At 72.3% G+C, this 23319-nt stretch carries 15 protein-coding genes, 6 tRNA genes and 1 riboswitch; of the genes, 16 read left to right on the forward strand and 5 right to left on the reverse strand.

The window, feature by feature from the left end; genetic code table 11:
- The first annotated feature begins 57 nt into the window (after window positions 1–57).
- From ACFWRO_RS02935 to ACFWRO_RS02945, 3 genes are read left to right on the forward strand one after another with little or no spacing between them, the layout of a single operon-like run.
- A complete protein-coding gene (locus ACFWRO_RS02935; RefSeq protein WP_384503650.1) occupies window positions 58–408 on the forward strand; it encodes a hypothetical protein in 351 nt (116 codons plus the stop codon).
- A 58-nt stretch (window positions 409–466) separates the two neighbouring features.
- The gene (locus ACFWRO_RS02940) at window positions 467–1234 is read left to right on the forward strand and encodes a DsbA family protein (protein WP_384503652.1); all 768 of its coding nucleotides are present in this window, start codon (window positions 467–469) and stop codon (window positions 1232–1234) included.
- Window positions 1231–2067, forward strand: coding sequence for a cytochrome c biogenesis CcdA family protein (locus tag ACFWRO_RS02945; RefSeq protein WP_384503653.1), 837 nt, complete (start codon window positions 1231–1233; stop codon window positions 2065–2067). The genes ACFWRO_RS02940 and ACFWRO_RS02945 overlap by 4 nt, the downstream gene beginning before the upstream one ends.
- 114 nt (window positions 2068–2181) lie before the next feature.
- On the opposite strand, the gene ACFWRO_RS02950 is transcribed toward ACFWRO_RS02945, so the two are convergent.
- The 3 genes from ACFWRO_RS02950 to ACFWRO_RS02960 form a co-directional block, all read right to left on the reverse strand.
- Window positions 2182–2255 (reverse strand) — tRNA-Phe (locus ACFWRO_RS02950).
- Window positions 2256–2277: 22 nt separating this feature from the next.
- Window positions 2278–2351, reverse strand: a tRNA-Asp gene (locus ACFWRO_RS02955).
- Between the two features lie 39 nt (window positions 2352–2390).
- A tRNA-Glu gene (locus ACFWRO_RS02960) sits at window positions 2391–2463 on the reverse strand.
- 104 nt (window positions 2464–2567) lie between these two features.
- On the opposite strand from ACFWRO_RS02960, the gene ACFWRO_RS02965 reads away from it, so the two are divergent.
- From ACFWRO_RS02965 to ACFWRO_RS03000, 8 genes are all read left to right on the forward strand, one after another.
- On the forward strand, window positions 2568–2918 hold the full coding sequence (locus tag ACFWRO_RS02965) for a metallopeptidase family protein (protein ID WP_260230806.1): 351 nt from the start codon (window positions 2568–2570) through the stop codon (window positions 2916–2918).
- 243 nt (window positions 2919–3161) lie between these two features.
- Window positions 3162–3689: a hypothetical protein gene (locus ACFWRO_RS02970; protein ID WP_384503655.1), complete on the forward strand. Its 528-nt coding sequence runs from the start codon at window positions 3162–3164 to the stop codon at window positions 3687–3689.
- Between the two features lie 212 nt (window positions 3690–3901).
- On the forward strand, window positions 3902–6007 hold the full coding sequence (locus ACFWRO_RS02975) for a DEAD/DEAH box helicase (protein WP_384503657.1): 2106 nt from the start codon (window positions 3902–3904) through the stop codon (window positions 6005–6007).
- A 239-nt stretch (window positions 6008–6246) separates the two neighbouring features.
- Window positions 6247–9327: an FG-GAP-like repeat-containing protein gene (locus tag ACFWRO_RS02980; RefSeq protein ID WP_384503659.1), complete on the forward strand. Its 3081-nt coding sequence runs from the start codon at window positions 6247–6249 to the stop codon at window positions 9325–9327.
- 291 nt (window positions 9328–9618) lie between these two features.
- A complete protein-coding gene (locus ACFWRO_RS02985) occupies window positions 9619–12768 on the forward strand; it encodes an FG-GAP-like repeat-containing protein (RefSeq protein ID WP_384503661.1) in 3150 nt (1049 codons plus the stop codon).
- A 129-nt stretch (window positions 12769–12897) separates the two neighbouring features.
- Window positions 12898–12970: transfer RNA gene (locus tag ACFWRO_RS02990), tRNA-Lys, on the forward strand.
- Window positions 12971–13084: 114 nt separating this feature from the next.
- Window positions 13085–13162, forward strand: a tRNA-Trp gene (locus tag ACFWRO_RS02995).
- A gap of 279 nt (window positions 13163–13441) precedes the next feature.
- The gene (locus ACFWRO_RS03000; protein ID WP_384503663.1) at window positions 13442–14872 is read left to right on the forward strand and encodes a DUF2079 domain-containing protein; all 1431 of its coding nucleotides are present in this window, start codon (window positions 13442–13444) and stop codon (window positions 14870–14872) included.
- 24 nt (window positions 14873–14896) lie between these two features.
- Here ACFWRO_RS03000 and ACFWRO_RS03005 read toward each other — a convergent pair whose 3' ends face one another.
- On the reverse strand, window positions 14897–15427 hold the full coding sequence (locus ACFWRO_RS03005) for a pyridoxamine 5'-phosphate oxidase family protein (protein WP_384503665.1): 531 nt from the start codon (window positions 15425–15427) through the stop codon (window positions 14897–14899).
- 116 nt (window positions 15428–15543) lie between these two features.
- Here ACFWRO_RS03005 and ACFWRO_RS03010 point away from each other — a divergent pair, with 116 nt between their 5' ends.
- On the forward strand, window positions 15544–18453 hold the full coding sequence (locus ACFWRO_RS03010; RefSeq protein ID WP_384503667.1) for a LuxR C-terminal-related transcriptional regulator: 2910 nt from the start codon (window positions 15544–15546) through the stop codon (window positions 18451–18453).
- Between the two features lie 25 nt (window positions 18454–18478).
- Here the strand turns inward: ACFWRO_RS03010 and sigJ are convergent, their stop codons facing one another.
- The gene (gene sigJ / locus ACFWRO_RS03015) at window positions 18479–19357 is read right to left on the reverse strand and encodes an RNA polymerase sigma factor SigJ (RefSeq protein ID WP_384503669.1); all 879 of its coding nucleotides are present in this window, start codon (window positions 19355–19357) and stop codon (window positions 18479–18481) included.
- Window positions 19358–19691: 334 nt separating this feature from the next.
- Between sigJ and ACFWRO_RS03020 the strand changes: the two genes are divergently transcribed.
- The 4 genes from ACFWRO_RS03020 (at window position 19692) to ACFWRO_RS03035 (ending at window position 23298) form a co-directional block, all read left to right on the forward strand.
- Complete coding sequence (locus ACFWRO_RS03020) at window positions 19692–20171, forward strand: rhodanese-like domain-containing protein (RefSeq protein WP_384503671.1); 480 nt, start codon at window positions 19692–19694, stop codon at window positions 20169–20171.
- Window positions 20172–20233: 62 nt separating this feature from the next.
- Window positions 20234–20307: transfer RNA gene (locus tag ACFWRO_RS03025), tRNA-Met, on the forward strand.
- A gap of 320 nt (window positions 20308–20627) precedes the next feature.
- A complete protein-coding gene (locus ACFWRO_RS03030) occupies window positions 20628–21788 on the forward strand; it encodes a PP2C family protein-serine/threonine phosphatase (protein WP_384503748.1) in 1161 nt (386 codons plus the stop codon).
- 247 nt (window positions 21789–22035) lie between these two features.
- Window positions 22036–22183, forward strand: a riboswitch (cyclic di-AMP (ydaO/yuaA leader).
- Window positions 22184–22194: 11 nt separating this feature from the next.
- The gene (locus tag ACFWRO_RS03035) at window positions 22195–23298 is read left to right on the forward strand and encodes a M23 family metallopeptidase (RefSeq protein ID WP_384503673.1); all 1104 of its coding nucleotides are present in this window, start codon (window positions 22195–22197) and stop codon (window positions 23296–23298) included.
- Window positions 23299–23319: the final 21 nt, after the last annotated feature.

Below are 23319 nucleotides of genomic sequence, written 5' to 3' on the forward strand. Positions count from 1 at the left end.
GGGATCCGGTCCGACCGTCCGATCCGACCATCCGATCCGGCCATCCGAGAGGCCCCCATGTCCCGCACCGCCCGCGCGCTCGCGGCGCTCGCCGCGCTGGTGGGCGTGGTGCTCGGGGTGCTGGTGTGCGGGGCGGGCACGGCGGTGGCGGAGTCGTCCTCCGTTGCGGTCGCCGGGAGCGCGTCGCCGGGCTGCGGTCAGGGGAAGAGCGTCGACGGCGCCGCCCGCCCGGCCACCCCGCCGCGTCCGAGCGGCTTCGGCGAGCTGCTGCCCGTGCTGGCCGGGGAACGGGCCGCCGGGGCCGGGGCCTGGGGCTGTGACCAGGACATATGTGAGCTGTCGCCGGGCCCGGAACCGCCGGAGCTGGTGCCTCCGTCACCTGTGGAGCTGTCGATCCTGCGCGTCTAGAGGGCTGGCCGTCCGCGTGTCGTCCACCCCTCTTCTCCCTGTTCAGGAGCGTTTCCGCATGTCCAAGTCCAAGCCGATCATGATCATCTCCGGGGTTGCCCTGGCCGCCGTCCTTGCCGGGGTCGTCTCGTTCACCGCGGGCGCGCCCGACTCCGGCGGCTCGTCCGGTCCCTCGGCCGCCGAGGTCTCCGCCGACCCGTCCGCCGGTGTCTACCCGGAGCTGGAGGCCTACGCCCGCCGCGACGCCGCCGACAAGCTGGCCATGGGGCGGGCCGACGCGCCCGTGGTGCTCATCGAGTACGCCGACTTCAAGTGCGGCTACTGCGGGAAGTTCGCCCGGGACACCGAGCCGGAGCTGGTGAAGAAGTACGTCGACAACGGCACCCTGCGCATCGAGTGGCGGAACTTCCCGATCTTCGGTGAGGAGTCGGAGGCGGCGGCCCGGGCGTCGTGGGCGGCGGGGCAGCAGGGCCGGTTCTGGGAGTTCCACAAGGCCGCATACGCGGAGGGCGCCAAGGAGAAGGGCTTCGGCAAGGACCGCCTGGACGCCCTCGCGAAGGAGGCCGGGGTCCCCGACCTCGCTCGGTTCGCGAAGGACACGGACGGCGCGGCGGCCCGCGCGGCGGTGAGCAAGGACCAGGAGCAGGCGTACTCGCTCGGCGCCACCTCCACCCCGTCGTTCCTGGTCAACGGGCGGCCGATCGCCGGCGCGCAGCCGATGGAGGCCTTCACGGAGGCGATCGAGGCGGCGGCGAAGACGGCCAAGCCGTCGAAGCCGTCGAAGCCGTCTCAGTCGGCGAAGACCGAGGGCGGGACGGGGGAGTGACCTCCGACATCGGCTATCTGGCCGCGTTCCTCGGCGGCCTCCTCGCGCTCCTCAGCCCGTGCAGCGCCCTGCTGCTCCCGGCCTTCTTCGCGTACTCGATCGACTCGAAGAGCCGGCTGCTCGCCCGTACCGGCATCTTCTACGCCGGCCTCGCGACCACCCTCGTCCCGCTCGGCGCGGCCGGCTCGTTCGCCGGGCGGCTCTTCTACGGCCACCGGGACCTGCTGGTGGCCCTCGGCGGCTGGACGATCATCGCGCTCGGCGTGCTCCAGATCCTCGGGATGGGCTTCGCCTCGCGTCGGATCGCAGAGGTCAGCGGCCGCATCCGGCCCACGACGGCGGTCTCCGTGTACGCCCTCGGCCTGGTCTACGGCCTCGCCGGCTTCTGCGCGGGCCCGATCCTCGGCAGCGTCCTGACGGTGGCGGCGCTGAGCGGCAGCCCGGCGTACGGCGGCCTGTTGCTCGCGGTGTACGCGCTGGGCATGGCGGTGCCGCTGTTCCTGCTCGCGCTGCTCTGGGAGCGGTACGACCTGGGCCGGCGCCGCTGGCTGCGGGGCCGTACGGTCCGGGTCGGCCGGTTCGAGCTGCACACGACCTCGCTGCTCTCGGGGCTGTTCTTCGTGGTGCTCGGCGCGGTCTTCCTGCTCTTCGACGGCACGACGGCCCTGCCGGGGCTGCTGTCGGTGGACGACTCGTTCGCGGTGGAGGAGCGGGTGGCGTCGGTGGGCCGTTCGGTGCCGGACTGGGCGCTGCTCGTGGCGGTGGTGGCCGTGGTCGCGGTGGTGCTCGCGGTGCGCGGGTGGCGCGGACGGCGGGCGGGCCGGGAGGCCTGAGGGGGTGGGGGTACGGGCTGAGGCTCGTACCCCCGTCTACGTACCTCTGTCCGCCGTGATCCTGTCCGCGTACACGAAGAAGGCCCCGTTCTTTCGAACGGGGCCTTCTGATTGTGGCTGGGGCCGGGGTCGAACCGGCGACCTATCGCTTTTCAGGCGATCGCTCGTACCAACTGAGCTACCCAGCCACGAGATCATTTCTGACCTCAGCGATCCTGACGGGACTTGAACCCGCGACCTCCACCTTGACAGGGTGGCGAGCTAACCAACTGCTCCACAGGACCTTGCGATGCGCGAGAACAAGTCTCGCACAGGATGTTGCGTGCCCCCAACGGGATTCGAACCCGTGCTACCGCCTTGAAAGGGCGGCGTCCTGGGCCACTAGACGATGAGGGCTAGAGGCTCACCTGAGCGCTTCGCAGCGCGTCGGGGACGTGAGAAGCATATGGGATGGCGGCCGCTATCGCCAAAACGGTTTCACCTGGGGGGACAATGGCCGGGTGCTGGAGATGACGCGTGAGGAGTTCGAGGAGCTTGTCGCCGAGGCCCTGGACCGGATTCCGCCGGAGCTGACGCGGCTGATGGACAACGTCGCGGTGTTCGTGGAGGACGAACCCGCGCCGGACGACCCGGAGCTGCTCGGGCTGTACGAGGGGACTCCGCTGACGGACCGGGGCGAGTGGTACGCGGGCGTGCTGCCGGACCGGATCACGATCTACCGGGGGCCGACGCTGCGGATGTGCGAGTCGCGGGAGGACGTGGTCGCGGAGACCGAGATCACCGTCGTCCACGAGATCGCCCACCACTTCGGCATCGACGACGAGCGGCTGCACGCGCTCGGCTACGGGTGATGGGCTGACCGGCCGATGGGCTGACGGGCGGATGGGCTGACGGCCCGCTGTCGACGGCACGTGGTCGCCGTGGGGGCGTGTCCCTTGTGGTGCAAAGGGAGTTGGGCAGCGAAACGCGGTCTTCCGCCCGCTGTTCCCGCCCTTTGTGTCCTGGAGGTGCCCTCCGTGCGCCATTTGCCAACCCGTGTGAGATGGGCCGCGACCGCGTTGGCGGTGGCGGCCTGTGCCGGTCTGAGCGGCTGCATGAGCGTGAGTGACGAGGGCGCGAAGCCGGCGCCCAGCAAGTCCGCGGGAAAGCAGGGCGAGGCGGCCGAGTCCGGCGGGGGCGCCGGGTTCTCGGGCCGGCACGGCGGAACCGGCCGGGACACGTCCGGGAAGAGCGGCCCCGACGCGGCCGGAGCGGGTGCGGAGTCGCCGGTGCCGAGCGGCTCGCCGACGGCCTCGGGGAAGCCCCCCGTGGAGGCCCCGGCGGGCGGATCCTCGGGCGGCAAGCCGAAGCCGGGCGGGCAGGAGCCTGGCGGGCCGGGCGGCGGCGCGGGCGAGCCGACCCCGCCGGGTGGCGAGGTCACGCCACCGGTGGACCCGCCGGAGCCGACGCCAGAGCCGACCGTGGAGCCGAGCCCGAGCCCCACTCCGGAGCCCACGCCGGACCCCACCGACTCGCCGACCGCGACGCCGGGCGCGGACACCCACATGGGCGCCATGAGGGCCGCCGACGGCCCTGGTGCGCAGGTGGAGCCGGAGGCATCACCGCAGGTCGGACCGGCGTGAGGGCCGGTGTGACGCAGTCCGGTTTGCCATAGGTGGGGGAGGGTGCGTATGGTGGTAGATCGTTTGATCCCATTGCCCGGCGCCGACACAGAAGAGCGCCGCGTGGCGCGTACTCTCCCTAGCCGTGGCTGGACCGCATTGAGGCGGTCGAATTGCGAATTTCACGGAGTTGACGGGCGCGTGCCGAGACTCCGGAAGGTTTCGCATTTCGCATGTCCATTTTCAGTCCTGACCACACCGTCATGCCCGAGAACGACGAGATCGTCGAGGCCGTAGAGGCCACCGAGATCGTCGAGTCCATCGAGATCGTCGAGACGGACGACACCGACGGCATCGACGCTTCCGAGGCCGAGGCCTCGGAGCCCACCGAGCCCACCATCACCTTCGCCGACCTCGGCCTGCCCGAGGGCGTCGTGCGCAAGCTCGCGCAGAACGGTGTGACCACGCCCTTCCCGATCCAGGCGGCGACCATCCCGGACGCCCTGGCCGGCAAGGACATCCTCGGCCGCGGCCGTACCGGCTCCGGCAAGACCCTCTCCTTCGGTCTGCCGACCCTGGCGCAGCTGGCCGGCGGCTCCACCGAGAAGAAGAAGCCCCGCGCGATCATCCTCACCCCGACCCGCGAGCTCGCGATGCAGGTCGCGGACGCGCTGCAGCCGTACGGCGACGTGCTCGGCCTGAAGATGAAGGTCGTCTGCGGCGGTACGTCGATGGGCAACCAGATCTACGCCCTGGAGCGCGGTGTCGACGTCCTCGTCGCCACCCCGGGCCGACTGCGCGACATCATCAACCGTGGCGCCTGCTCGCTCGAGAACGTCCAGATCGCCGTCCTCGACGAGGCCGACCAGATGTCGGACCTGGGCTTCCTGCCCGAGGTCACCGAGCTGCTCGACCAGATCCCCGGCGGCGGCCAGCGCATGCTCTTCTCCGCCACGATGGAGAACGAGATCTCCACGCTGGTCAAGCGCTACCTGACGAACCCCGTCACGCACGAGGTCGACAGCGCGCAGGGCAACGTCTCGACCATGTCGCACCACGTCCTCGTCGTGAAGCCGAAGGACAAGGCGCCGGTCACGGCCGCCATCGCCGCCCGCAAGGGCCGCACGATCATCTTCGTCCGCACCCAGCTGGGCGCCGACCGCATCGCCGAGCAGCTCGTCGAGTCCGGCGTGAAGGCCGACGCGCTGCACGGCGGCATGACGCAGGGTGCTCGTACCCGCGTGCTCGCCGACTTCAAGGACGGCTACGTCAACGCGCTGGTCGCCACCGACGTCGCCGCCCGAGGCATCCACGTCGACGGCATCGACCTGGTCCTGAACGTGGACCCGGCCGGTGACCACAAGGACTACCTGCACCGCTCGGGCCGTACGGCTCGTGCCGGCAAGTCCGGTGTCGTCGTCTCCCTGTCGCTGCCGCACCAGCGCCGCCAGATCTTCCGGCTGATGGAGGACGCGGGCGTCGACGCCTCGCGCCACATCATCCAGAGCGCCGGCGCGTTCGAGCCGGAGGTCGCCGAGATCACCGGTGCGCGTTCGCTCACCGAGGTCCAGGCCGACTCCGCGAACAACGCGGCCAAGCAGGCCGAGCGTGAGGTCGCCGACCTCACCAAGCAGCTGGAGCGTCTGACGCGCCGCGCCACCGAGCTCCGCGAGGAGGCCGACCGCCTGGTCGCCCGTTCCGCGCGCGAGCGGGGCGAGGACCCGGAGGCCGCGGTCGCCGAGGTGACGGAGGCCGCCGAGGCCGAGGTCGCCGCGGCCGTCGTCGCCGAGCCGGCCCAGGAGCGCCGCGAGGAGCGCACCCCGGCGTTCCGCGACGAGCGTGGCAACTACGAGCGCCGTGACCGCGGTGGCGACCGCGGCGGTGACCGTGGTGGCTTCCGTCGTGACAACGACCGTCCGTCGGGCGGCTTCCGCTCGGGTGGCGACCGTCGTGACGACAACCGTGGCGGTGGCTTCCGCCGTGACGACCGTCCCTCGGGCGGCTTCAACCGCGACGACCGTCCGTCGGGCGGCTTCAACCGTGACGACCGTCCGTCGGGTGGCGGCTTCCGCCGCGACAACGACCGTCGTGACGACAACCGTGGCGGTGGCTTCCGTCGCGACGACCGCCCGACCGGCGGCCACCGCGGCAGCGACCGTCCGTTCAACCGCGACCGTCGCGACGACCGCCCCTCGGGCGGCTTCCGCGCGGGCAGCAGCGACCGCCCGTACGCCCGTCGTGACGACCACCGCGGCGGCGACCACCGCGGCACCGGCTCGACCGGCGGCTCCTCCTTCGGCCGCCGCGACGAGAAGCCGCGCTGGAAGCGCAACGGCTGATCTGGCGTAACACGCTGATCGCTGAAGACTGAGCAGGGCCCGTACGACACTTCGGTGACGTACGGGCCCTGCTTCTTTGAACGGGTTCGAAACTCGCTTCCGAGGCCTGTGGGGCGGCTGTTAGCATCGGCGCGTTCGCATGGGGGTGGTGCGGCCGGGGGGCCGCGAACCGAGTTCTGTTCAGCGCTGGCGTCGCCATCTCCCGTGCCTCTTCTTTCATGCCTCAGGGGAGGACCCGAGTGCTTCGTAGCGCTCTTCTACGCCATTCCATCGCGACCGTCACGGCCGCGACCCTGCTCGCGGGCATCGGCCCGCTGGCCACGACCGCCGTCGCTGCCGACGGCCCCGGAGTCGTCTTCCCGGGTTCGGTCGCGCAGCAGCCGCGCACCGTCGTCCCCCTCGCCGCGGGGGCTACCGGCTACCTGCGCTACGAGCAGGGGCGCGGCCACTTCTGGAGCACGTACGCCGGGAACTACTCCACGCCGCTCTCGGTCGAGGAGGAGGGGCCGGAGGCGGACGGTCGCTACGGCGCCGGCATCGACGGCTACGCGATGTTCTCGCCGGACTGGACTTCCACCTCTCATCTGGTCCGGGTGGTGGACAGGCTGCCCGGTGGCGGAACGGCCCATTTCTACATTCCGAAGACGCACCGGTACGTAGGTGCGTTCGGGACCACCGTGGTGACCTTCACCCAGGCCACCCTGTCCACCCCGCGTGTCTGGCACCTGCTCCGGCTGGTGAACGGCTCGGTGCAGGACACCCCGGTGACCGGCTGGCCCGAGGGCGCGCTGCCGCCGGCCCACCCGATCGCCGGTACGGCGGACGGCATCCTCACCACGTACCAGGTGGACGGTGTCTCCCGTACGGCATGGCTCGACCTCGCCTCGGCGCAGGTACGGACCGTTCCTCAGGACGCGGCCGCCCAGCCGGTGTCCACCGTGATCGGCCCGACCGAGATCGTCGTGTGGGACAAGGGCGGCAAGGCACATTCCTACGCCAAAGGCGACGCCGGGGCTTCCGGTCCGCTCGCGCTGACCGCGACGACCGAACTGCCCCACAGCGAGGGCGATGTACTGCTCGGTGTCGTCGGCGGCCGGCTGATCGTCGGGCGCGCCTCCGGTCAGGGCTCCACGGCCCCGTACCGCGTCGTCTCCGTGCCGCGCGCGGGCGGGGAGGAGACCACGCTCTTCGCGCACGGGCGCGCGCAGGCGCTCGCGACGCCGGACGGCGGGCTGCTCCTCGTCGCCGGGGCGACGGCCGACGCGCTGAGCCTCCAGCGGCTCACGGTGGACGGGGACGGCACGGCCGCGGCCGAGCTGGTCGATGTCACCCCGGTCACCTCCAAGCCGAGGGCGTTCACCTTCAGCCACGGGCAGCTCGACTCCCTGGAGCGGATGCCGGACGAGACCAACACCTACCGCTCGCGGACGGTGTCGGTCACGGGCGCGCTGACCGCGGGCCCGACGCGGGACCGTGGCACCTTCGGCTTCGACCTCAGCGGGTGCACCGACGAGAACGTCTGCCAGGAGAACTTCCCGACCGGCGACGGACGTCTCGTCGTCCAGGGCGACTTCGGCGGTGTTCCCGTGGTCGTCGAGGACGGCGCGACCTCCGGGCGGGCGGTGACCACCGAGCTCACCGACGTCCAGGTCGGAGACGCCTCGGGGCGATACGCCTTCGTCGGCGGACACGACGAGTCCGGTGAGTGGGTGACGTCCACCGTCGACCTGGACACGGGCAAGCGGCTGGCCACGCTCAAGGTCCCCTCCTTCGACTGGGACCTGCAGGGCGACACCCTCTGGGCGGGCGGCGAGGCCGGGACGGTCGTCGGCTACGACGTCCGGACCGGTGCGGTGAAGCGCACGGTCGACCTGGGCTCGGGTTGCCGGGCGGAGTCCATCAAGGTCACCGCTCACTGGCTGAGCTGGGACTGCGCCGGACAGGTTCGCAAGGCAGGCGTCTACGACCTCGACAAGAACGTCAACAAGTCGTTCACCGAGCGGTTCACCACGCTCGGCGACGGCTATGTGGTCCAGTCGGACGGCCGGGACCTGAAGGTCACCGACTTCCGTGGCGCGGAGCCCGTCCTCAAGGCGACCTACCAGGTCTCGGAGGACAACTGGCAGCACGGCCCGTGGGCCGTCGACACCGCCACCGGCCGCCTGGCCTTCCAGGACAACGCCGCCGGTGACGTCCGGGTGGTCGACCCCGGTGTGCCGGCCTCGCCGCTGGCCAGGATCGACGCAGACGCTCCGACGACCCAGGCGGTCAACGGCGGCAAGTCGCCCTGGAAGCCGCGCTGGTGGCTGACCAAGCCGGCCGCCTCCTGGTCCCTGGAGCTCAAGAGCGACAGCACGGGAGCCGTCGTCCGCACGCTCTCCGGCGGCGAGGCACGAGGCGTCGTCAAGGCCGCGTGGGACGGCAAGGACGCGGGCGGCAAGCCGGTCGCGGACGGTGGGTACACCTGGACGCTGACGGCGAAGCCGGCCGACGGCCAGGGCGCGGACCTCGTCCTCACGGGCGGCGTCAAGCTGAGCGGTTCCGTGCCGGCGTGGCGGGACATGGCCGGTGACGACCGCTTCGGCGATCTGCTGGTGATGGATTCGGCGGGTCTGGTGTCGCTGTACAAGGGCAACGGCGCCGGTGGTGTGGCCGCGCGGACGCCCGGTACGGGTGCGAAGTTCCCGTCGACGGCGGTCCTGGTACCGACCGGTGATGTGAACGGTGACGGCTGCAACGACGTGTATGTGCGGGTCGGTGACGAGCTGCGTTCGTACCGGCCGGGTTGTGGGCAGATCGTTTCGGCTTCGTCGCCGTACACCTCGGTCGGCAAGGGCTGGGGCCAGTTCGATGTGCTGACGTCGTCGGGTGATGTGAACGGTGATGGTTTCAAGGACCTGATCGCGCGCCAGACGTCGACGGGTGACATGTACTTCTACCCGGGTACGGCGGATCACCGTCTGGGTGCGCGGGTGAAGATCGGTACGAACTGGAAGCTGTACGGGAAGATCGTGGGTGCCGGTGACCTGAACGGTGACGGGCGGGGCGATCTGTTGGGTATGGACGCGTCGGGTGTGCTGTGGCGCTACTACGGCACGGCGACTGGTGGTGTGACGGCCCGGGTGAAGGTCGGTGCGGGCTGGGGTGGGTACAACGCCCTGGTGGGTGTCGGTGACCTGACGGGTGACGGTCGCGGTGAGCTCCTTGCCCGGGACACGACCGGCAAGCTGTGGCGGTACACCAACCTCGGCAACGGCCTGTACGCGGGCCGGGTCATGATCGGTACGGCGGGCTGGAACGGCTTCAAGGGCCTGTACTGACGCGTGGTGACGCGTGACCTGTGATTCGGGGCCCGGACGGCGGATGTTCGCCGTGCGGGCCCCGCTTCGTTGAACGGGTTCGAATGCGGTGGGGGCGGGGACGGAATCCCGGCTGCTGGGTGTCCGTCGCGGCTGTTACTGTCGGCGCTGTTGACATGGGTGGGAAGCGTCGGCCAGGGGGCCCGGCGACATGGTCTTCCACCCTGTTTCCTCATCTTCAGGTTTCCCGGGGAGGGACCCTCTTTGGCACGCTCTTCACGCGCGCGTGATCGCCGTGCGCGTACGGCCGTCGTGGCTGCCGCGCTCGTCGCCTCGGTGGTCGGCGCGATGCCGGCCACCGCCGTACCGAACGCCGCGCCGAACGTCGTACCGGCGGCTCTGCCCGCCGCCGTCCCGCCCGGCGACCAGCTGGACATCACGCCCAACTGGCGGACCGTCCCGCGGCACGCGACCGTCAAGGCGGTCAGCGGCAACGGGTACGTGCACGAGACCGAGGACTCCGACGAGAGCTCAAGCGGCGAGCTTTCCTGGACCGACTTCTCGACCGGGCAGACCGTGTCCCTCGGGTACGGCTCCGGCAATCCGGCGTTCGCCGAGACCGGGGTCGGCGGGCGGTACGCGTACGTCGAGCGCGGCGCCGGCAACCACTTCGTACGCGACCTGGCCGCGGGCACCGAGCAGCCGCTGGCCCTGCCGCGCGACGCGAGCCTGCGGGGGCTGCTCGGCGACACGCTGCTCTTCCAGCAGTACGAGTCCGAGAACTCGACCCAGACGACCACGGGCTACTACCTGCGCCGTGCCGGGGACGCGACGGAGACCAAGATCCCCGTCACCGGCTTCCCCGAGGGCGCCGACCTGCACATGGCGCGGCTCGTCGCGGGTGACGACACCGCCGCCGTGATCCGCTTCGGCCGGTCCACCACCGACGCGTACGACCTGACCGACCTCGGCGTCGTCGACCTGCGGACCGGGCAGATGACGGTGATCGCCGCGCCCACCTCCGCCGGGGAGAGCATCCTCGTCGCGCCGGTGGCCCTGAGCGCCGACCGGATCGCGTGGGTCGATCGGGACCGTCAGGTGCACCTGCGGGAGCGGTCCGCCCTGAACGGCGCCGAGCGGACGTTCGCGCTGCCCGAGGGCCTGAGCCCCGCCCGTATCGGCCTGGTCGGGGACTGGGTCCTCGCCGTCGGCGAAGCCTCGGGCACGGACGCCTCGCTCCAGCGGCGCCTGGTCGCGCTGGCGCCCGACGGGCGCTCGCAGACGCTTCTGGAGAAGGCCGAGCCGGAGATCAATCAGATCGTCGGCGGCGGGGCGGCCGGTGTAGCCGTCGTCGGTGGCTCCTCCGCGACCGACTGGGCGCTGCTGAAGGCCGTCCCCGGCAAGGGCGGCGGCGCTCCGGTCCTGGAGAAGCTGCGCCGCGTCGAACCACTGGCGACGGCGGTCCAGTCGCTCGCCCTCGGCGCGGGCCGGCTCTCCACCCTGGAGCAGAACGGTCAGCTGGGCCGGGGCTTCTTCGCGCGGAACCTGCCGGTCGGCCCGATGCACACCGGCCAGTCGGAGCCCGTTTCGATCGGGGCCGTCGGGTCCGAGGAGCGGCTGGAGAGCACGACCCCGCTGTTCGACTCCGGCGACGGCCGTACGGTCCATCTGGCCCGCGGCTTCGACGGCATGGAGGTGGTCGGGCGGCGCTCCGCCAAGGAGTCCACCCGCGCCGCCACGGGCAAGAACACCGGCCGGCTCGCCGACGCCTCCGGCCGCTGGGCGGTCTTCCAGAGCGGGCGCCCGAGCATCCCCGGCAACCTCGTCGCGGACGGGGAGACCCTCGTCGTCGACCTGGACGCCGCGCCCGGCGCCGCTCCCGTCGTCCGGACGCAGCCGCAGACGGCGGCGGCCCTGCGCGGCGACACGCTGTTCGCCGGTACGGCCACCGTGGGCCAGGTGTCCCGTACGGACCTGGTCACGGGCAAGGACCTCGGCACGGTCGCGACCGGCGCCGACTGCGCGCCGACGGAGCTTCAGACGGCGGGCCGCTGGCTGTACTGGTCCTGCGCCGGGTTCTCCAAGCAGGGCGTGGTCGACCTCCAGAAGGGCACGAAGGTCGCGCTGCCCAGGGGCTCGTACAACGGTGGCCTCCTGGGCGACGGCTTCGTCGTGGACCAGGGCTCCGGCTCGTACCTCCGGCTGATCGACTTCCACACGGGCACGGCCGCCGCGCCGCGCCCGCTCGTGGACTCCGCGCCCGTCCAGGGCGCGCGCCGGGAGGCGTGGACGGTGGACCGCTTCGGCGGGGCCGTGGCGTACAAGGACGCGGAGAACCGGATCCACGCGGTCTGGACGAGCGTCCCCGCCTCCGACCTGACGGCGACCGCGGCGAGCACCCCGGCGACCGCGCGGGCGACGGACGGCTGGAAGGCGTCCTGGTCGCTGTCGAAGCCGGCGTCGTACTGGCAGCTGACGTTGCGCCGGAAGGTGGGCGGCGCGGTGGTCCGTACGTACGACGGCGGTGAGACGCGCGGCCGGATCGCGGTCGGCTGGGACGGCAAGGACGCCGCGGGACGGCTGGTCACGGACGGTACGTTCACGTGGTCGCTGACCGCCAACACGGCCGATGGCGAGGGCCTCGACCTGACCCCCTCGGGCACGATCTCCGTGACCGGCGGCAGGGTGGTGCCGTGGCGGGACCTCGCCGGGAACGACGGCTTCGGCGACCTGCTGGTGATGGACCAGGCGGGACTGGTGTCGCTCTACCGGGGCAACGGCTCGGGCGGCCTGGCCGCGCGGACCAACGGCACGGGCGGGAAGCTCCCCAACACGACGCTCCTGGTGCCGGTCGGGGACATGACCGGCGACGGCTGCAACGACGTGTACGGGCGTGTCGGCGACGAACTGCGCGGGTACCGGACGGGCTGCGGGGCGATCGTCTCGGATTCCTCGGCGTACACGCTGCTCGGCAGGGGCTGGGGCCAGTACGACGTGCTGACGTCGCCCGGCGACGTGAACGGTGACGGTCACAAGGACCTGATCGCGCGCCAGACGTCGACCGGTGACATGTACTTCTACCCGGGTACGGAGGGCACCGCTGTGGGCGCTCGGGTGAAGATCGGTACCAACTGGAAGCTGTACAAGAAGATCGTGGGCGCCGGTGACCTGAACGGTGACGGGCGGGGCGATCTGCTCGGCGTGGACGCGTCGGGTGTGCTGTGGCGCTACTACGGCACGGCGAACGGTGGTGTGACGGCCCGTGTGAAGGTCGGCGGCGGCTGGGGGGTCTACTCCTCCCTTGTGGGCGTCGGCGACATCACGGGCGACGGCCGCGGTGAGCTCCTCGCCCGGGACACGACCGGCAAGCTGTGGCGCTACACGAACCAGGGCAACGGCCTGTACGCGGGCCGCGTCATGATCGGCACGGCCGGCTGGAACGCCTTCAAGGGCCTGTACTGACGGACCCCGCCCCCTGGGCCTGCGGGCTCAGGGGGACGCCCCGGGGAGACGCCCGGGGAGACGGGGCCGTGTCGGATACCCGATCGGTTCCCGGGAGCGATACGGCTATGCTCGGGGGTGTTGTGCCGAGGGCCATTAGCTCAATTGGCAGAGCAGCGGACTTTTAATCCGTTGGTTGTCGGTTCGAGTCCGACATGGCCTACACCTCGCAGCAACGAGGAAGCCTCCTCCGACCTGCGCGCGAGCGCCCCATCCGACATCTTGGGATGGGGCGCTTCACTGTGCCCGGGGCCGTCCACCTAGGATCACCCGCAAGGCGGGGTCGTAGCGCAGAGGTCGTCGCGCGCGGTCTCCAAAATCGCGAGGACGCCGGTTCGAATCCGGCCGCCCCGCCCCTTCGCGAGCCGCGAGCCGCGAGCCGTGGTTCGGGCTTCGTCGTTGGCAGTTGGGTGGGGCGGCACGTAGTTTTCGGGGCATGAGTGCCCCGCCTATACGCGAGACCGAGCAGGTCGTAGACCTCCGGGACTCGGACGTTCTTCCCGGACCGCGTAAGGCTGGGGAAGGGGCGGTCTCCAAGGGGCTCGGCTCCGGGTGGGTGCGTGGGGGTGGCACCGGGGTCCTGTGTTTTCTCGTGTGCTTCGCGCTCGGGTTGCAGTCGTGGACCGCGCTGCGCGTGACCGGGTTCGATCTTGGGATCTTCGATCAGGCCGTGCGGGCGTACGCGCATTTCGAGCTGCCCCGGTCGCCGATCAAGAGCGTCCACCATGAATTCCCGCCGGACTTCACGCTCCTGGGTGACCACTTCACCCCGCTCTTGGCCCTGCTGGCCCCGCTCTACTGGATCTGGGACGACCCGCGCTCGCTGATCCTCGCCCAGGCCCTGCTGTTCGCGGCGGGCGTGCCGGTGGTGCGCCGGATCGCGCGGCACTGCTTCGCCGGGGCCGCCCCCGCCGTCGCGCGCCGGGCGGCCGACGTGAGCGGGCTCGTGTACGCGGTGGGCTGGCCGCTCCTGAACTCCTCGTACACCGGCTTCCACGAGGTGGCCTTCGCCGTACCGATCACGCTCCTCATGCTGGAGCGGGGCCTCGCCCGGCGCTACGGAGGCGCGGCCCTGTGGGCGGTCGCCCTGTGTCTCGTGAAGGAGGACATGGGGCTTGTGGTCGGGGTGTTCGGGGCTTTGCTCGCCGTGCGCGCGCACCGGGCCCGGCGGGCGAGTGGCCGCGCGGTCGGGATCGCGCTGCTTCTGGGTGGGCCGTTGGTCGTCGGCTTGGTCGTCGGCTGGTTCCTGCCGGCCATGGGCAGCCCGCCCGGCTACTACTGGAGTTACGGCCGCCTCGGGGCGGACGGCGGCGAGGCCCTGCTGACCGTACTGACCGAGCCGTGGGTGCTGGCGGAAGTCGCGTTCACGCCGTCCGTCAAGGTGCTGATGCTCGCGTGGATCCTGGGAACGCTCGCGTTCCTGCCGGTCGGGTCACCGACGCTGCTGCTCGCGGTGCCCCTGCTCGCGGAGCGCATGCTCTCCGACAACCCGAACCACTGGCCGGTGGTCAATCACTACGACGCCTTCCTCTGGCCGATCCTGCTCACGGCCGCCCTGGAGACCCTTGGGCGGTTGCGCGGCAGGTGGGGTGCGCGGATGGCCGTCGTCGCTGTGACCCTCAGTACCGCCGCCGCCCTCGTCGCCGGCCTCGGCCTGCCCATCAACCCGGGTTCCTGGCAGCCCCGTCCCGACAAGCGCGCGCTCGCCCGCGCTGCCGAACTCATCCCGGACGGCGCGACCGTGGAGGCCGACAACACCGTGGCCCCGCGGCTGACGTCCCGTACGCGCGTCGTCCTCGTCGACGCCACGCCACGCGGGGCGGACTGGGTCCTCCTCCGCGTCAACGACCGTACCTTCCCCTTCGCCTCGCTCGACGAGCAGCGCCGGCGGATCGACCTCCTGCTCGACCACGGGTACGAGCAGGTACGGAACGAGGACGGCGCCGTCCTCCTGCACCGCGTCCGGAACCTCCCGATCCCCGGCATGCGCGTACCCGGCCCGGACAGCACTCCCGTACGCGAACAGGTGCCGTCCGATGTGGGCCGAAATCCCTTCCTCCGCTAGTCGCCAGTCGCCAGTCGGTAGTCGCTAGTCGGTCAGCCACCTGCCGTCGCGCATCAGGCCGCGCGCCGGGACTTCGTCCGCCTCGCGCCAGGCCTGGACGCGGCGCGGGGTGATGCGGAACCAGCTGTACGGGGTGTCCACGTCACGCCGCGGGTCGAAGCCCGTGCGTGCCGCGAACCGGTCGCCCTGCTCCTGGGAGAGCGCGTCCATCGCGAAGACCTCGACATCGCCGTCGATCATCGTGACGTCGCGGGTGCCGCCGAGCGCCAGCCGGGCGGCCCGGGTCGCGGTCAGGTTCCGGCCCGTCGGGCTGTTCGCCAGAGTGGCTACGAGCAGGGCCTCGCCGTCCCAGTCGAAGGAGAGCGGCACCAGGTAGGGCGCGCCGTCCGCCGAGGCGCTCGCCACCCAGACGTCCACGTCGTGGGCCAGGCGGTGCTCGGTGTCGCGGCGCCGCTCGGTGCGGGAGCGGGGGGCCGGGGAGGTGCTGCCGGTGCCGGTGCCGGTGCCGGTGCCGGTGCCGGTGTCGGTGCTGGTGCTGGTGCTGGTGCTGGACATGGGTGCTCCTGCCGGGGGATGGCTTGTCTTGTGGGCACAGCTTCCACGCCGGCCCCGGGCGCGCGCTTCCGTGCTGAACACCCAACGTCCACCGACGCGTTACGGATAATGACGCCGTGACCAGTCCCGAGATTTCGCCCCGGGAAGCCGACGTGCTCGCGCTTCTCGGCGAGCACCTCAGCAACGCCGAGATCGGCGCCCGGCTGTTCCTCTCCGTTCGTACCGTCGAGTCCCACGTCTCCTCGATGCTGCGGAAGCTGGAGGTGCCGGACCGGCGCGCGCTCGCCCGGCACGCCATCGCCCTCGCGCTCGCCGACGCCCGCGCCGGCGAAGGTGCTTCCCGTACCGTGCCCGCTCCCCTTCCCGCCCCGCTGACCGCCTTCATCGGGCGGGTGCGTGAGCGGCGGGAGTTGGCCGAGGCCGTGCGGGCGCATCGGCAGGTGACCGCCGTCGGGCCGGGCGGTGTGGGCAAGACGCGGCTCGCGCTGGCGGTCGCGGCCGACGTCGCCGACGAGTTCGCCGACGGCGTGTGGTTCGTCGACCTGGTCCCGGTCACCGAGGAGAAGCGGGTCGGCGCGGCGGTCGCCGCCGCCCTGGGCGTGGGCGAGCAGCCGGGCGGCGGGATCGACGACGCGGTGCTCGCCGCTCTCGCGGACCGGCAGGCGCTGCTCGTGCTCGACAACTGCGAGCAGATACGGGACGGGGGCGTCGCACCCTTCCTGGAACGGCTGTTGACGGCCTGCCCCCGCGTGCGCGTCCTCGTGACGAGCCGGGCCCGGCTCCTCGTGCCCTTCGAACGGGCCTTTCCCGTACCGCCGTTGTCCCGTGCCGGAGCCGACGAGTCGGACGCCGTGGCCCTGTTCCTCGACCGGGCGGGCGCCGTCGGCGCGGCCGCCGTCGTCGGGCTCCTGACGGATCCGGCGGTACGCGCACGGGTCGTCGCCCTCTGCGAACGGCTCGACGGCATGGCGCTCGCGATCGAACTCGCCGCCGCCCGCTGCGCCACGCTCGGGCTCGACGGCCTCACGGCCGGCCTCTCCCAGCAGCTGCGCCTCCTCGCCGGCGGCCCCCGCGCCACCGACCGGCACCGCTCGGTACGGGCGGTCCTCGACTGGAGCCACGACCTGTTGGAGCCCGCGGACCGGTCGCTGTTGCGCCGCGTGTCGGTCTTCGTCGTGCCGTTCACGGTCGAGGCGGCCGCCGAGGTCGCCGGGTTCGCCCCGCTCGAACCCGCCGACGTCGCCGACGGCCTCGGCCGGCTCGCCGAGCAGAGCCTGCTCGCGGTGGTCCCGTCCGAGACCGGCACGCGGTACCAGGCGCTGGAGACGATCCGCCAGTACGGTACGGAGCGCCTCGCCGACGCCGACGAACTGGACGCCGTCCGTACCCGGCACGTGGGCTGGTGCCTGGCCCGCGCGGCTGAGCTGGTGGAGCCGGGCGGTGAAGGGGCCGCGGAGGGCGCGGCCCGCGCCGACTGGCGCGCCCGGTTCGACGCCGTGGCCGACGACCTCCGCGCCGCCCTCACCTGGTCCGCAGACGCAGATGCCGACGCTGACGCCGACGCCGACCGCCCGGACCGGCGCGCCGACGCCCACCGGCTAGCCCGCTCCCTGGCCGGGGCCGCCTTCATCCGCACCCTGCTCGGCGAGGCGCAGCAGCGGTACGAACAGGCCGCCGCGCTGGCCAGCGATCCCCCGCGAGCGGTCGACGCCCTCCGGCAGGCCGCCGCCGTCGCCGGGTGTCGCAGGCTCGGCGACGACATGCTCCGCCTGCACCTGGCCGCCGCCGAGGCCGCCCGCCGCGCCGGGGACACCGCCGGGGCCGGTCGCGACCTGGCGGCCGCCGCCACCGTCGCGTACCGCTTCTCCAGCGAGTTCACCCTCGTTCCGTCCGCCGAGGACGTGACCGCGCTCCTCAAGGAGGCGGGCGAGCTGGCCGGTGACGACCCGGCTGCCGAGGCGGCCGTCGCGCTCGCCGAGGCGGCCGTGCTCGCGGACGCGTTCGGCGCGGTCCAGGGCGGCACCGACAACACGGCGTCGGCGACTGTCGCCCGCGCCGAACGGGCCGTGGCGCTCGCCCGCCGCACGGGCGACCCGGTCGCGGAGTCCGCCGCCCTCGACGCGCTCTCGGGCGCCCAGTGCTGGGCCGGCGAGCCGTTCGCCGCCGCCGCTGCCGCCCGGCGCCGCATCGACATCCTGGCCGGGGACGGGGGACCCCGTCCCCCCGCCCGTACGCACGAATCCCCCGCCCGTACCCACGAATTCATGGACGCCCTCGCCATGGCCGCAGGCACCGCCCTCGGCGTGGGCGACCTCCCGGCCGCCCGCCTCTGGGGCGGACAGCTCGCCGCCCACCCGCTCCTGGCCGAAGTGGGCCACCACGCCACGTCCTGGCTCCTGGTCGCGGACGCGTTCGCCGGCCACGGCGACGAGGTGCTCACCGGCAGCGCGCGGTTCCTGGACGCGTGGGAGCAGAGCGGCCGCCGCCGCTCCTTCTCCCTCGGCCCCGCCGCCGCGTCGGTCGCCCTGGTCCACGGCCTGCGCGGCGACCACGACGCCCGGGCGGACTGGCTCGCGATCGTCGACCGGGCGGGTACGGGGGACGAGTACCGCCACGGCTACGGCGCGGTCCTCGACGCCCAGCTCCTGCTCCACCGGGGCGACCCGGACGCCGCCCTCGAACGGCTCGCGCCCGAGCCGGAGCAGGTGTGGAAGTGGGTCTCCTGGATCTGGCTGCACTGGTACGTGACGCTTCGCGCCGAGGCCTCGGCACTCGCCGGCCACCCGGACGCCCGCGCCCGGGTGACCGCCGCGCGTACGACCGTCGCCGGGAACCCGGTCGCCTCCGCCCATGTCGACCGGACCGAGGCGCTGCTCGACGGCGACGTACCGCGGCAGCTCGCCGCCGCCGCGGCGTTCGAGGCGGCCGGCTGCCGCTACCAGTCGGCCCGCACCCTGCTCCTCGCGGGCGGCGACCACGCCGTCGCCGGTACGGCCGCGCTCGCCGCCCTCGGTCTCGGAGGCTAGTTCGTACAGTTCGTACCTACGGGACTCAGATGCCCAGCGCCTCCAGCCGCTCCGGGTCGGCGATGATGTCGATCTGCGTGATGCGGTCGCCGACGATCGTGAAGGCCATGAGCCCGGCCGCCCGGCCGCCGTCCACGTACGAGACGATGCCCGGCGCGCCGTTGACCAGCACCTCCCGGTACTCGCGGCGGAAGCGCGCGAAGGTGAGCGCCTGGCTGATGACCGCCTCGGCGCCGCGCACCAGCTTCGAGAGCCCCGCGAGCGCCTTGCCGCCGTCCGCCCGCAGCAGCACGTCCGGGTCCAGGACCGCGAGCAGGCCCTCGAAGTCGCCGCCCTGCGAGGCCGCCATGAAAGCGTCGACCACCTCGCGCTGGCGCGTGATGTCCGGCGCCGGGCCGGGCGCCGCGCCCTGGACGCGACGGCGGGCCCGGCTGGCGAGCTGGCGCGTCGCGGCCGGGGTGCGGTCCACGATCGGGGCTATCTCGTCGAAGGACACCGCGAACATGTCGTGCAGGACGAAGGCGAGCCGCTCGGCCGGGCCCAGCGTGTCCAGGACCACGAGCAGCGCCAGGCCGACCGAGTCGGTGAGCAGCGCCTCCTCCTCGGGGTCGGTCGCGCCGCCGCCCGCGCCGCGTACGAGCGGATCGGGCACGTAGTACTCCAGCGGGTCCTCGCGGCGCGAGGCGCGCGAGCGCAGCATGTCCAGGCAGACCCGGCCGACGACGGTGGTGAGCCAGCCGCTGAGGTTCCGTACGTCACTGGTGTCGGAGCGGCTGAGCTTGAACCACGCCTCCTGGACGGCGTCCTCGGCCTCGCTCAGCGAGCCGAGCATCCGGTAGGCGACCGCCTTGAGGTGGGTGCGGTCGGCATCGAAGCGCGCGGCCAGGAGGTCTTTGTCGTCCATCGGTGCGTCTCCCTCGTTCGTTCGTTCGTCCGTACGTATGGGTCGGAATCGCCGCGTGCCCTCATATGTATGACGGTCGGCGTCCCCGTGAAGTGACACCTCACGGCCCTGAAACGACCCTGAACAGACCCCGATGAGCCCCCTATGAGGTCCCGAAAAGCCCACGACGAGGTCCCGGCGAGGTCCCGACTAGGCCCTGACGATGCCCCGAAACGTCCGCTGCGTGAGATCCCCTGTCGTCCCCCGCCCAACGCCCGGATTTCCCCGGCGGAGAACTCCCACCGCCGGGATTTGCCACTTCAGCGCCGTGATCTTCGACCGTAGATTTTCATGCATGACGACAACCGCGCAGGTCAACGCCGTACTTCGTACCCCGCCCGCCTCTCCCCAGGCCGCGGCCGCGTACTTCTCCGCCAGCCTCGCCTTCCACGCCGACGTCTCCGACGTCGCGAGCGCCGTCGCCGCCGGCGGCGACCTCGGCTTCGTGGTCCTCGACTCCCGCTCGACCGCGTCCTGGGACCAGGGCCACGTCCCCGGCGCGATCCACCTGCCGACCGCGCTCATCGCCGAGCAGGCCGAGCAGCTGCTCGACAAGTCCGTCCCCGTGGTCACGTACTGCTGGGGCCCCGGCTGCAACGGCGCCACCCGCGCCGCGCTCGCCCTCGCCCAGCTGGGATACCAGGTGAAGGAGATGCTCGGCGGCTTCGAGTACTGGGTCCGCGAAGGCTTCCCGTACGAGACGTGGGAAGGCCCCGAGAAGAAGGACGCGGACCCGCTCACCGCCCCGGTCGACGGCGAGGACTGCGGCTGCTGAGAGGGCGGCCGGGAAACGGATTAGGGGATCGGCTCACCATGCCGTAAGGTCATATTCACCGACGCGGGGTGGAGCAGCTCGGTAGCTCGCTGGGCTCATAACCCAGAGGTCGCAGGTTCAAATCCTGTCCCCGCTACTCAGTAGCAACGAAGGCCCGGATCCAGTCACTGGATCCGGGCCTTCGTCGTGTCCCCCTGCCTCGTGTCCCCCTGCCCCGCATCCCCCACATGGCCGAGCGGGGGTCGCAGAGCGGCGCGGCTCCCGCCACCCTGGGGAGGGCGCGGTACCGTCCGTCGCCGTGCCGTGTACGGACCGGGCAGGAGACCACAGGTGGGGCAGGGCCAGGGGCAGGGGCGGGAACGAGGGCCGGACCGGGGGCACGGGCGGGCGAAACGACAGGCGAACGGGCGGGCGAAGGGGCCGACACGACCGCCGCTGAACGGGCGGGCCCAGGGACTGGGGAACGGCTCGCGCAACGGCCTCTCCCCGCGCGCCCCGCGCCGGCGGGCCGAGCGGGCCCGGCGCTTCATCCGGGCCCTGCCGCCGCTGGTGATCCTCGGCGGGATCGTCTTCGACCTGGCCACCCCCGCCGCGTACACGGCCTCCCCGATGTTCTCCGCCGCCCCGCTCATCGCCGCCCCCTTCTTCTCCATGCTGACGACGCTGCTCACCGGCATCGCCGCCGTCCTCGCCGGCATCGGGCTGCACCTCTACAACGGCACCGCCAACGACATCCCCGCCCTCACCGAGACGCTGACCGTCGTCACCGTCTCCGCCCTCGCCCTGCTGATCAACCGGGTCGTGCGGCGCAGCGGCGAGCGGCTCGCCTCGGCGCGGGTGATCGCGGAGACCGCGCAGAAGGCCGTGCTGCCGACGCCCGCCGAGCGGATCGGCGGGCTCCAGGTCGCCGCCCGCTACGAGGCCGCGCAGGCGGACGCGTTCATCGGCGGGGACCTCTTTGCCGTTCAGGACACGCCGTTCGGGGTCCGCCTCGTGGTCGGGGACGTGCGCGGCAAGGGGCTCGACGCGGTCGAGGCGGTCGCCGTCGTGATCGGCGCCTTCCGCGAGGCGGCCGAGCAGGAGGCCTCCCTCGAGGGGGTCGCCCAGCGCCTTGAACGGGCGCTGGCTCGCGAGGGGACCCGCCGCTCCGGACTCGACGCCTTCGAGGGGTTCACCACGGCCGTCCTTGCTGAGATCCCGCGCGGGAACGGGCGGGTACGGGTCGTGAACCGGGGCCACCCCGAGCCGCTGCTGCTGTACGCGGACGGGGGCCTGACCCACCTGGAGCCGACCGAGCCCGCGCTGCCGCTCGGCATGGGCGAGCTGGCCGTCTGGCCGGACCGGGCCGACGAGGCCCCGTACCCGCCCGGCGCCACGCTGCTCCTCTACACCGACGGGCTCTCCGAGGCGCGCGATGCCTCGGGGGCCTTCTACGAACCGGCCGAGCGGCTCGCCGGGAGGATCTTCCCCGGGCCGGAGGAGCTGCTCGACGCGCTCGTCGACGACGTCCGCCGGTACACGGGCGGGGGCTCCACCGACGACATGGCGCTGCTCGCCGTGAGCCGGCCGGGAGCGGGGCAGCCGGAGCGGCGCCGGACGATGCCCGTGGTGCCGTGACGTACGCCCTGACGCACCCCTGACGTACGCCGTGACCTTGCGTAGTGGAGGCGTACCGCTCCGATAACAATTGACGAACCATCAGATTCGGGGTGGCGGCAAGACTCCGTACTGAAGCGGGCTCAAATCGGGCTGTACCAGCTCAATCTTGGGAATGATCAACAGGAACAGCTTGGAATCCGGCCCTCGTGTCTATTAACGTTCGATAACGCAGCGCGGTCGTCCCAGCCGTCGTAAGAGACGGCACCGCGCGCGTGCGCCGAATCCTGAAAGGGAACCGGGGAACCACTACTTGGGGTGAATCGGGCACCTTCGCACTCGTGCGGAACCGCCCGTAGGAGACCTTCCTGCTCCGAACCCGTCAGCTAACCCGGTAGGCGAGAAGGAAGGAAAGGAGCACGCCTCCGTGGCGTCCAACAGCCCTGCCCCCGACGGTCTTTCTGACGGGTTCAACGCGTTCGGTGCCCGTGGTGCCGCCGGGACGGACGACAACGCGACGACGTTGGGGGAGTGGAACCCGACCGAGGACTCCCTGCGCCAGCAGGCCCGTTCGGGTGGCCGCCACCGCGTCGTGAAGCAGCGCTCCGGCTTCGCCCGTTCCTCCACCGTCCTCGGCGTCGGCGTCATCGCGGCCGTCGGCGCGGGCGGCATGGCGACCGCCAAGGAGAAGCCCCCGGTCTCGATATCGCTGCCCGACCTGAACCTGCCGGACGCCTCCGAGCTGCCCGGTGTCGGCGAGCTCATCTCCGACGGCGGCGACGGCGCGGGCGGTTCGGACTCCGGTACGACCAACCCCCAGCCGCTCACGGCCACCCTCGCCCTGCCGGCCGACGGCGTCGAGAAGGCCGGAAGCGGCCAGTCCGCCTCCGCCTCGACCGCCGACGCCGGTGAGGCGCTGCGCGCCCGCATCCTGCAGCAGGCCGAGCAGCAGCAGGCCTCCGCCGACGCCGCCGAGAAGGCCGCGGCGGAGAAGGCCGCCGCCGAGAAGGCCGCCGTCGAGGCCGCGGCCAAGGCGGACAAGGCCGAGAAGGAAGCGGCCGCGGCGAAGAAGAAGGCCGAGGAGGAAGCGGCGGCGAAGGCCGAGGCGGAGCGCCTGGCGAAGCTCGCCGCGAGCTACTCGCTGCCCACGTCCTCGTACACGATCACCTCCACGTACGGCCAGTCCGGCTCCATGTGGTCCTCCGGCCAGCACACGGGCCTCGACTTCGCGGCGCCCACCGGCACGCCGGTCAAGGCCGTGCACGGCGGCACCATCAAGTCGGCCGGCTGGTCGGGCTCGTACGGCTACCGGATCGTCCTGGAGCTCGAGGACGGTACGGAGGTCTGGTACGCGCACCTGTCCTCGATGACGGCGAGCGTCGGCCAGACCGTGGGCACCGGCGACACGATCGGGCGCGTGGGCGCGACCGGCAACGTGACCGGCCCGCACCTCCACCTGGAGGTCCACACCCCGGGCGGCGCGGGCATCGACCCGGCGGCCTGGCTCGGAAGCAAGGGCCTCTCGGTCTAGGGACGTCCAAGGACCCCTCCC

The sequence above is a fragment of the Streptomyces sp. NPDC058579 genome (assembly GCF_042718575.1).
Taxonomy (GTDB): Bacteria; Actinomycetota; Actinomycetes; order Streptomycetales; family Streptomycetaceae; genus Streptomyces.

Excerpts from the sequence above, each read along its gene's own strand:
- ACFWRO_RS02935 (WP_384503650.1), top strand. The coding sequence starts at position 58 with ATGTCCCGCACCGCCCGCGCGCTCGCGGCGCTCGCCGCGCTGGTGGGC.
- ACFWRO_RS02940 (WP_384503652.1), top strand. The coding sequence starts at position 467 with ATGTCCAAGTCCAAGCCGATCATGATCATCTCCGGGGTTGCCCTGGCC.
- ACFWRO_RS02970 (WP_384503655.1), top strand. The coding sequence starts at position 3,162 with ATGAGCGTGAGTGACGAGGGCGCGAAGCCGGCGCCCAGCAAGTCCGCG.
- ACFWRO_RS02975 (WP_384503657.1), top strand. The coding sequence starts at position 3,902 with ATGTCCATTTTCAGTCCTGACCACACCGTCATGCCCGAGAACGACGAG.
- ACFWRO_RS03005 (WP_384503665.1), bottom strand. The coding sequence starts at position 15,427 with ATGTCCAGCACCAGCACCAGCACCAGCACCGACACCGGCACCGGCACC.
- sigJ (WP_384503669.1), bottom strand. The coding sequence starts at position 19,357 with ATGGACGACAAAGACCTCCTGGCCGCGCGCTTCGATGCCGACCGCACC.
- ACFWRO_RS03020 (WP_384503671.1), top strand. The coding sequence starts at position 19,692 with ATGACGACAACCGCGCAGGTCAACGCCGTACTTCGTACCCCGCCCGCC.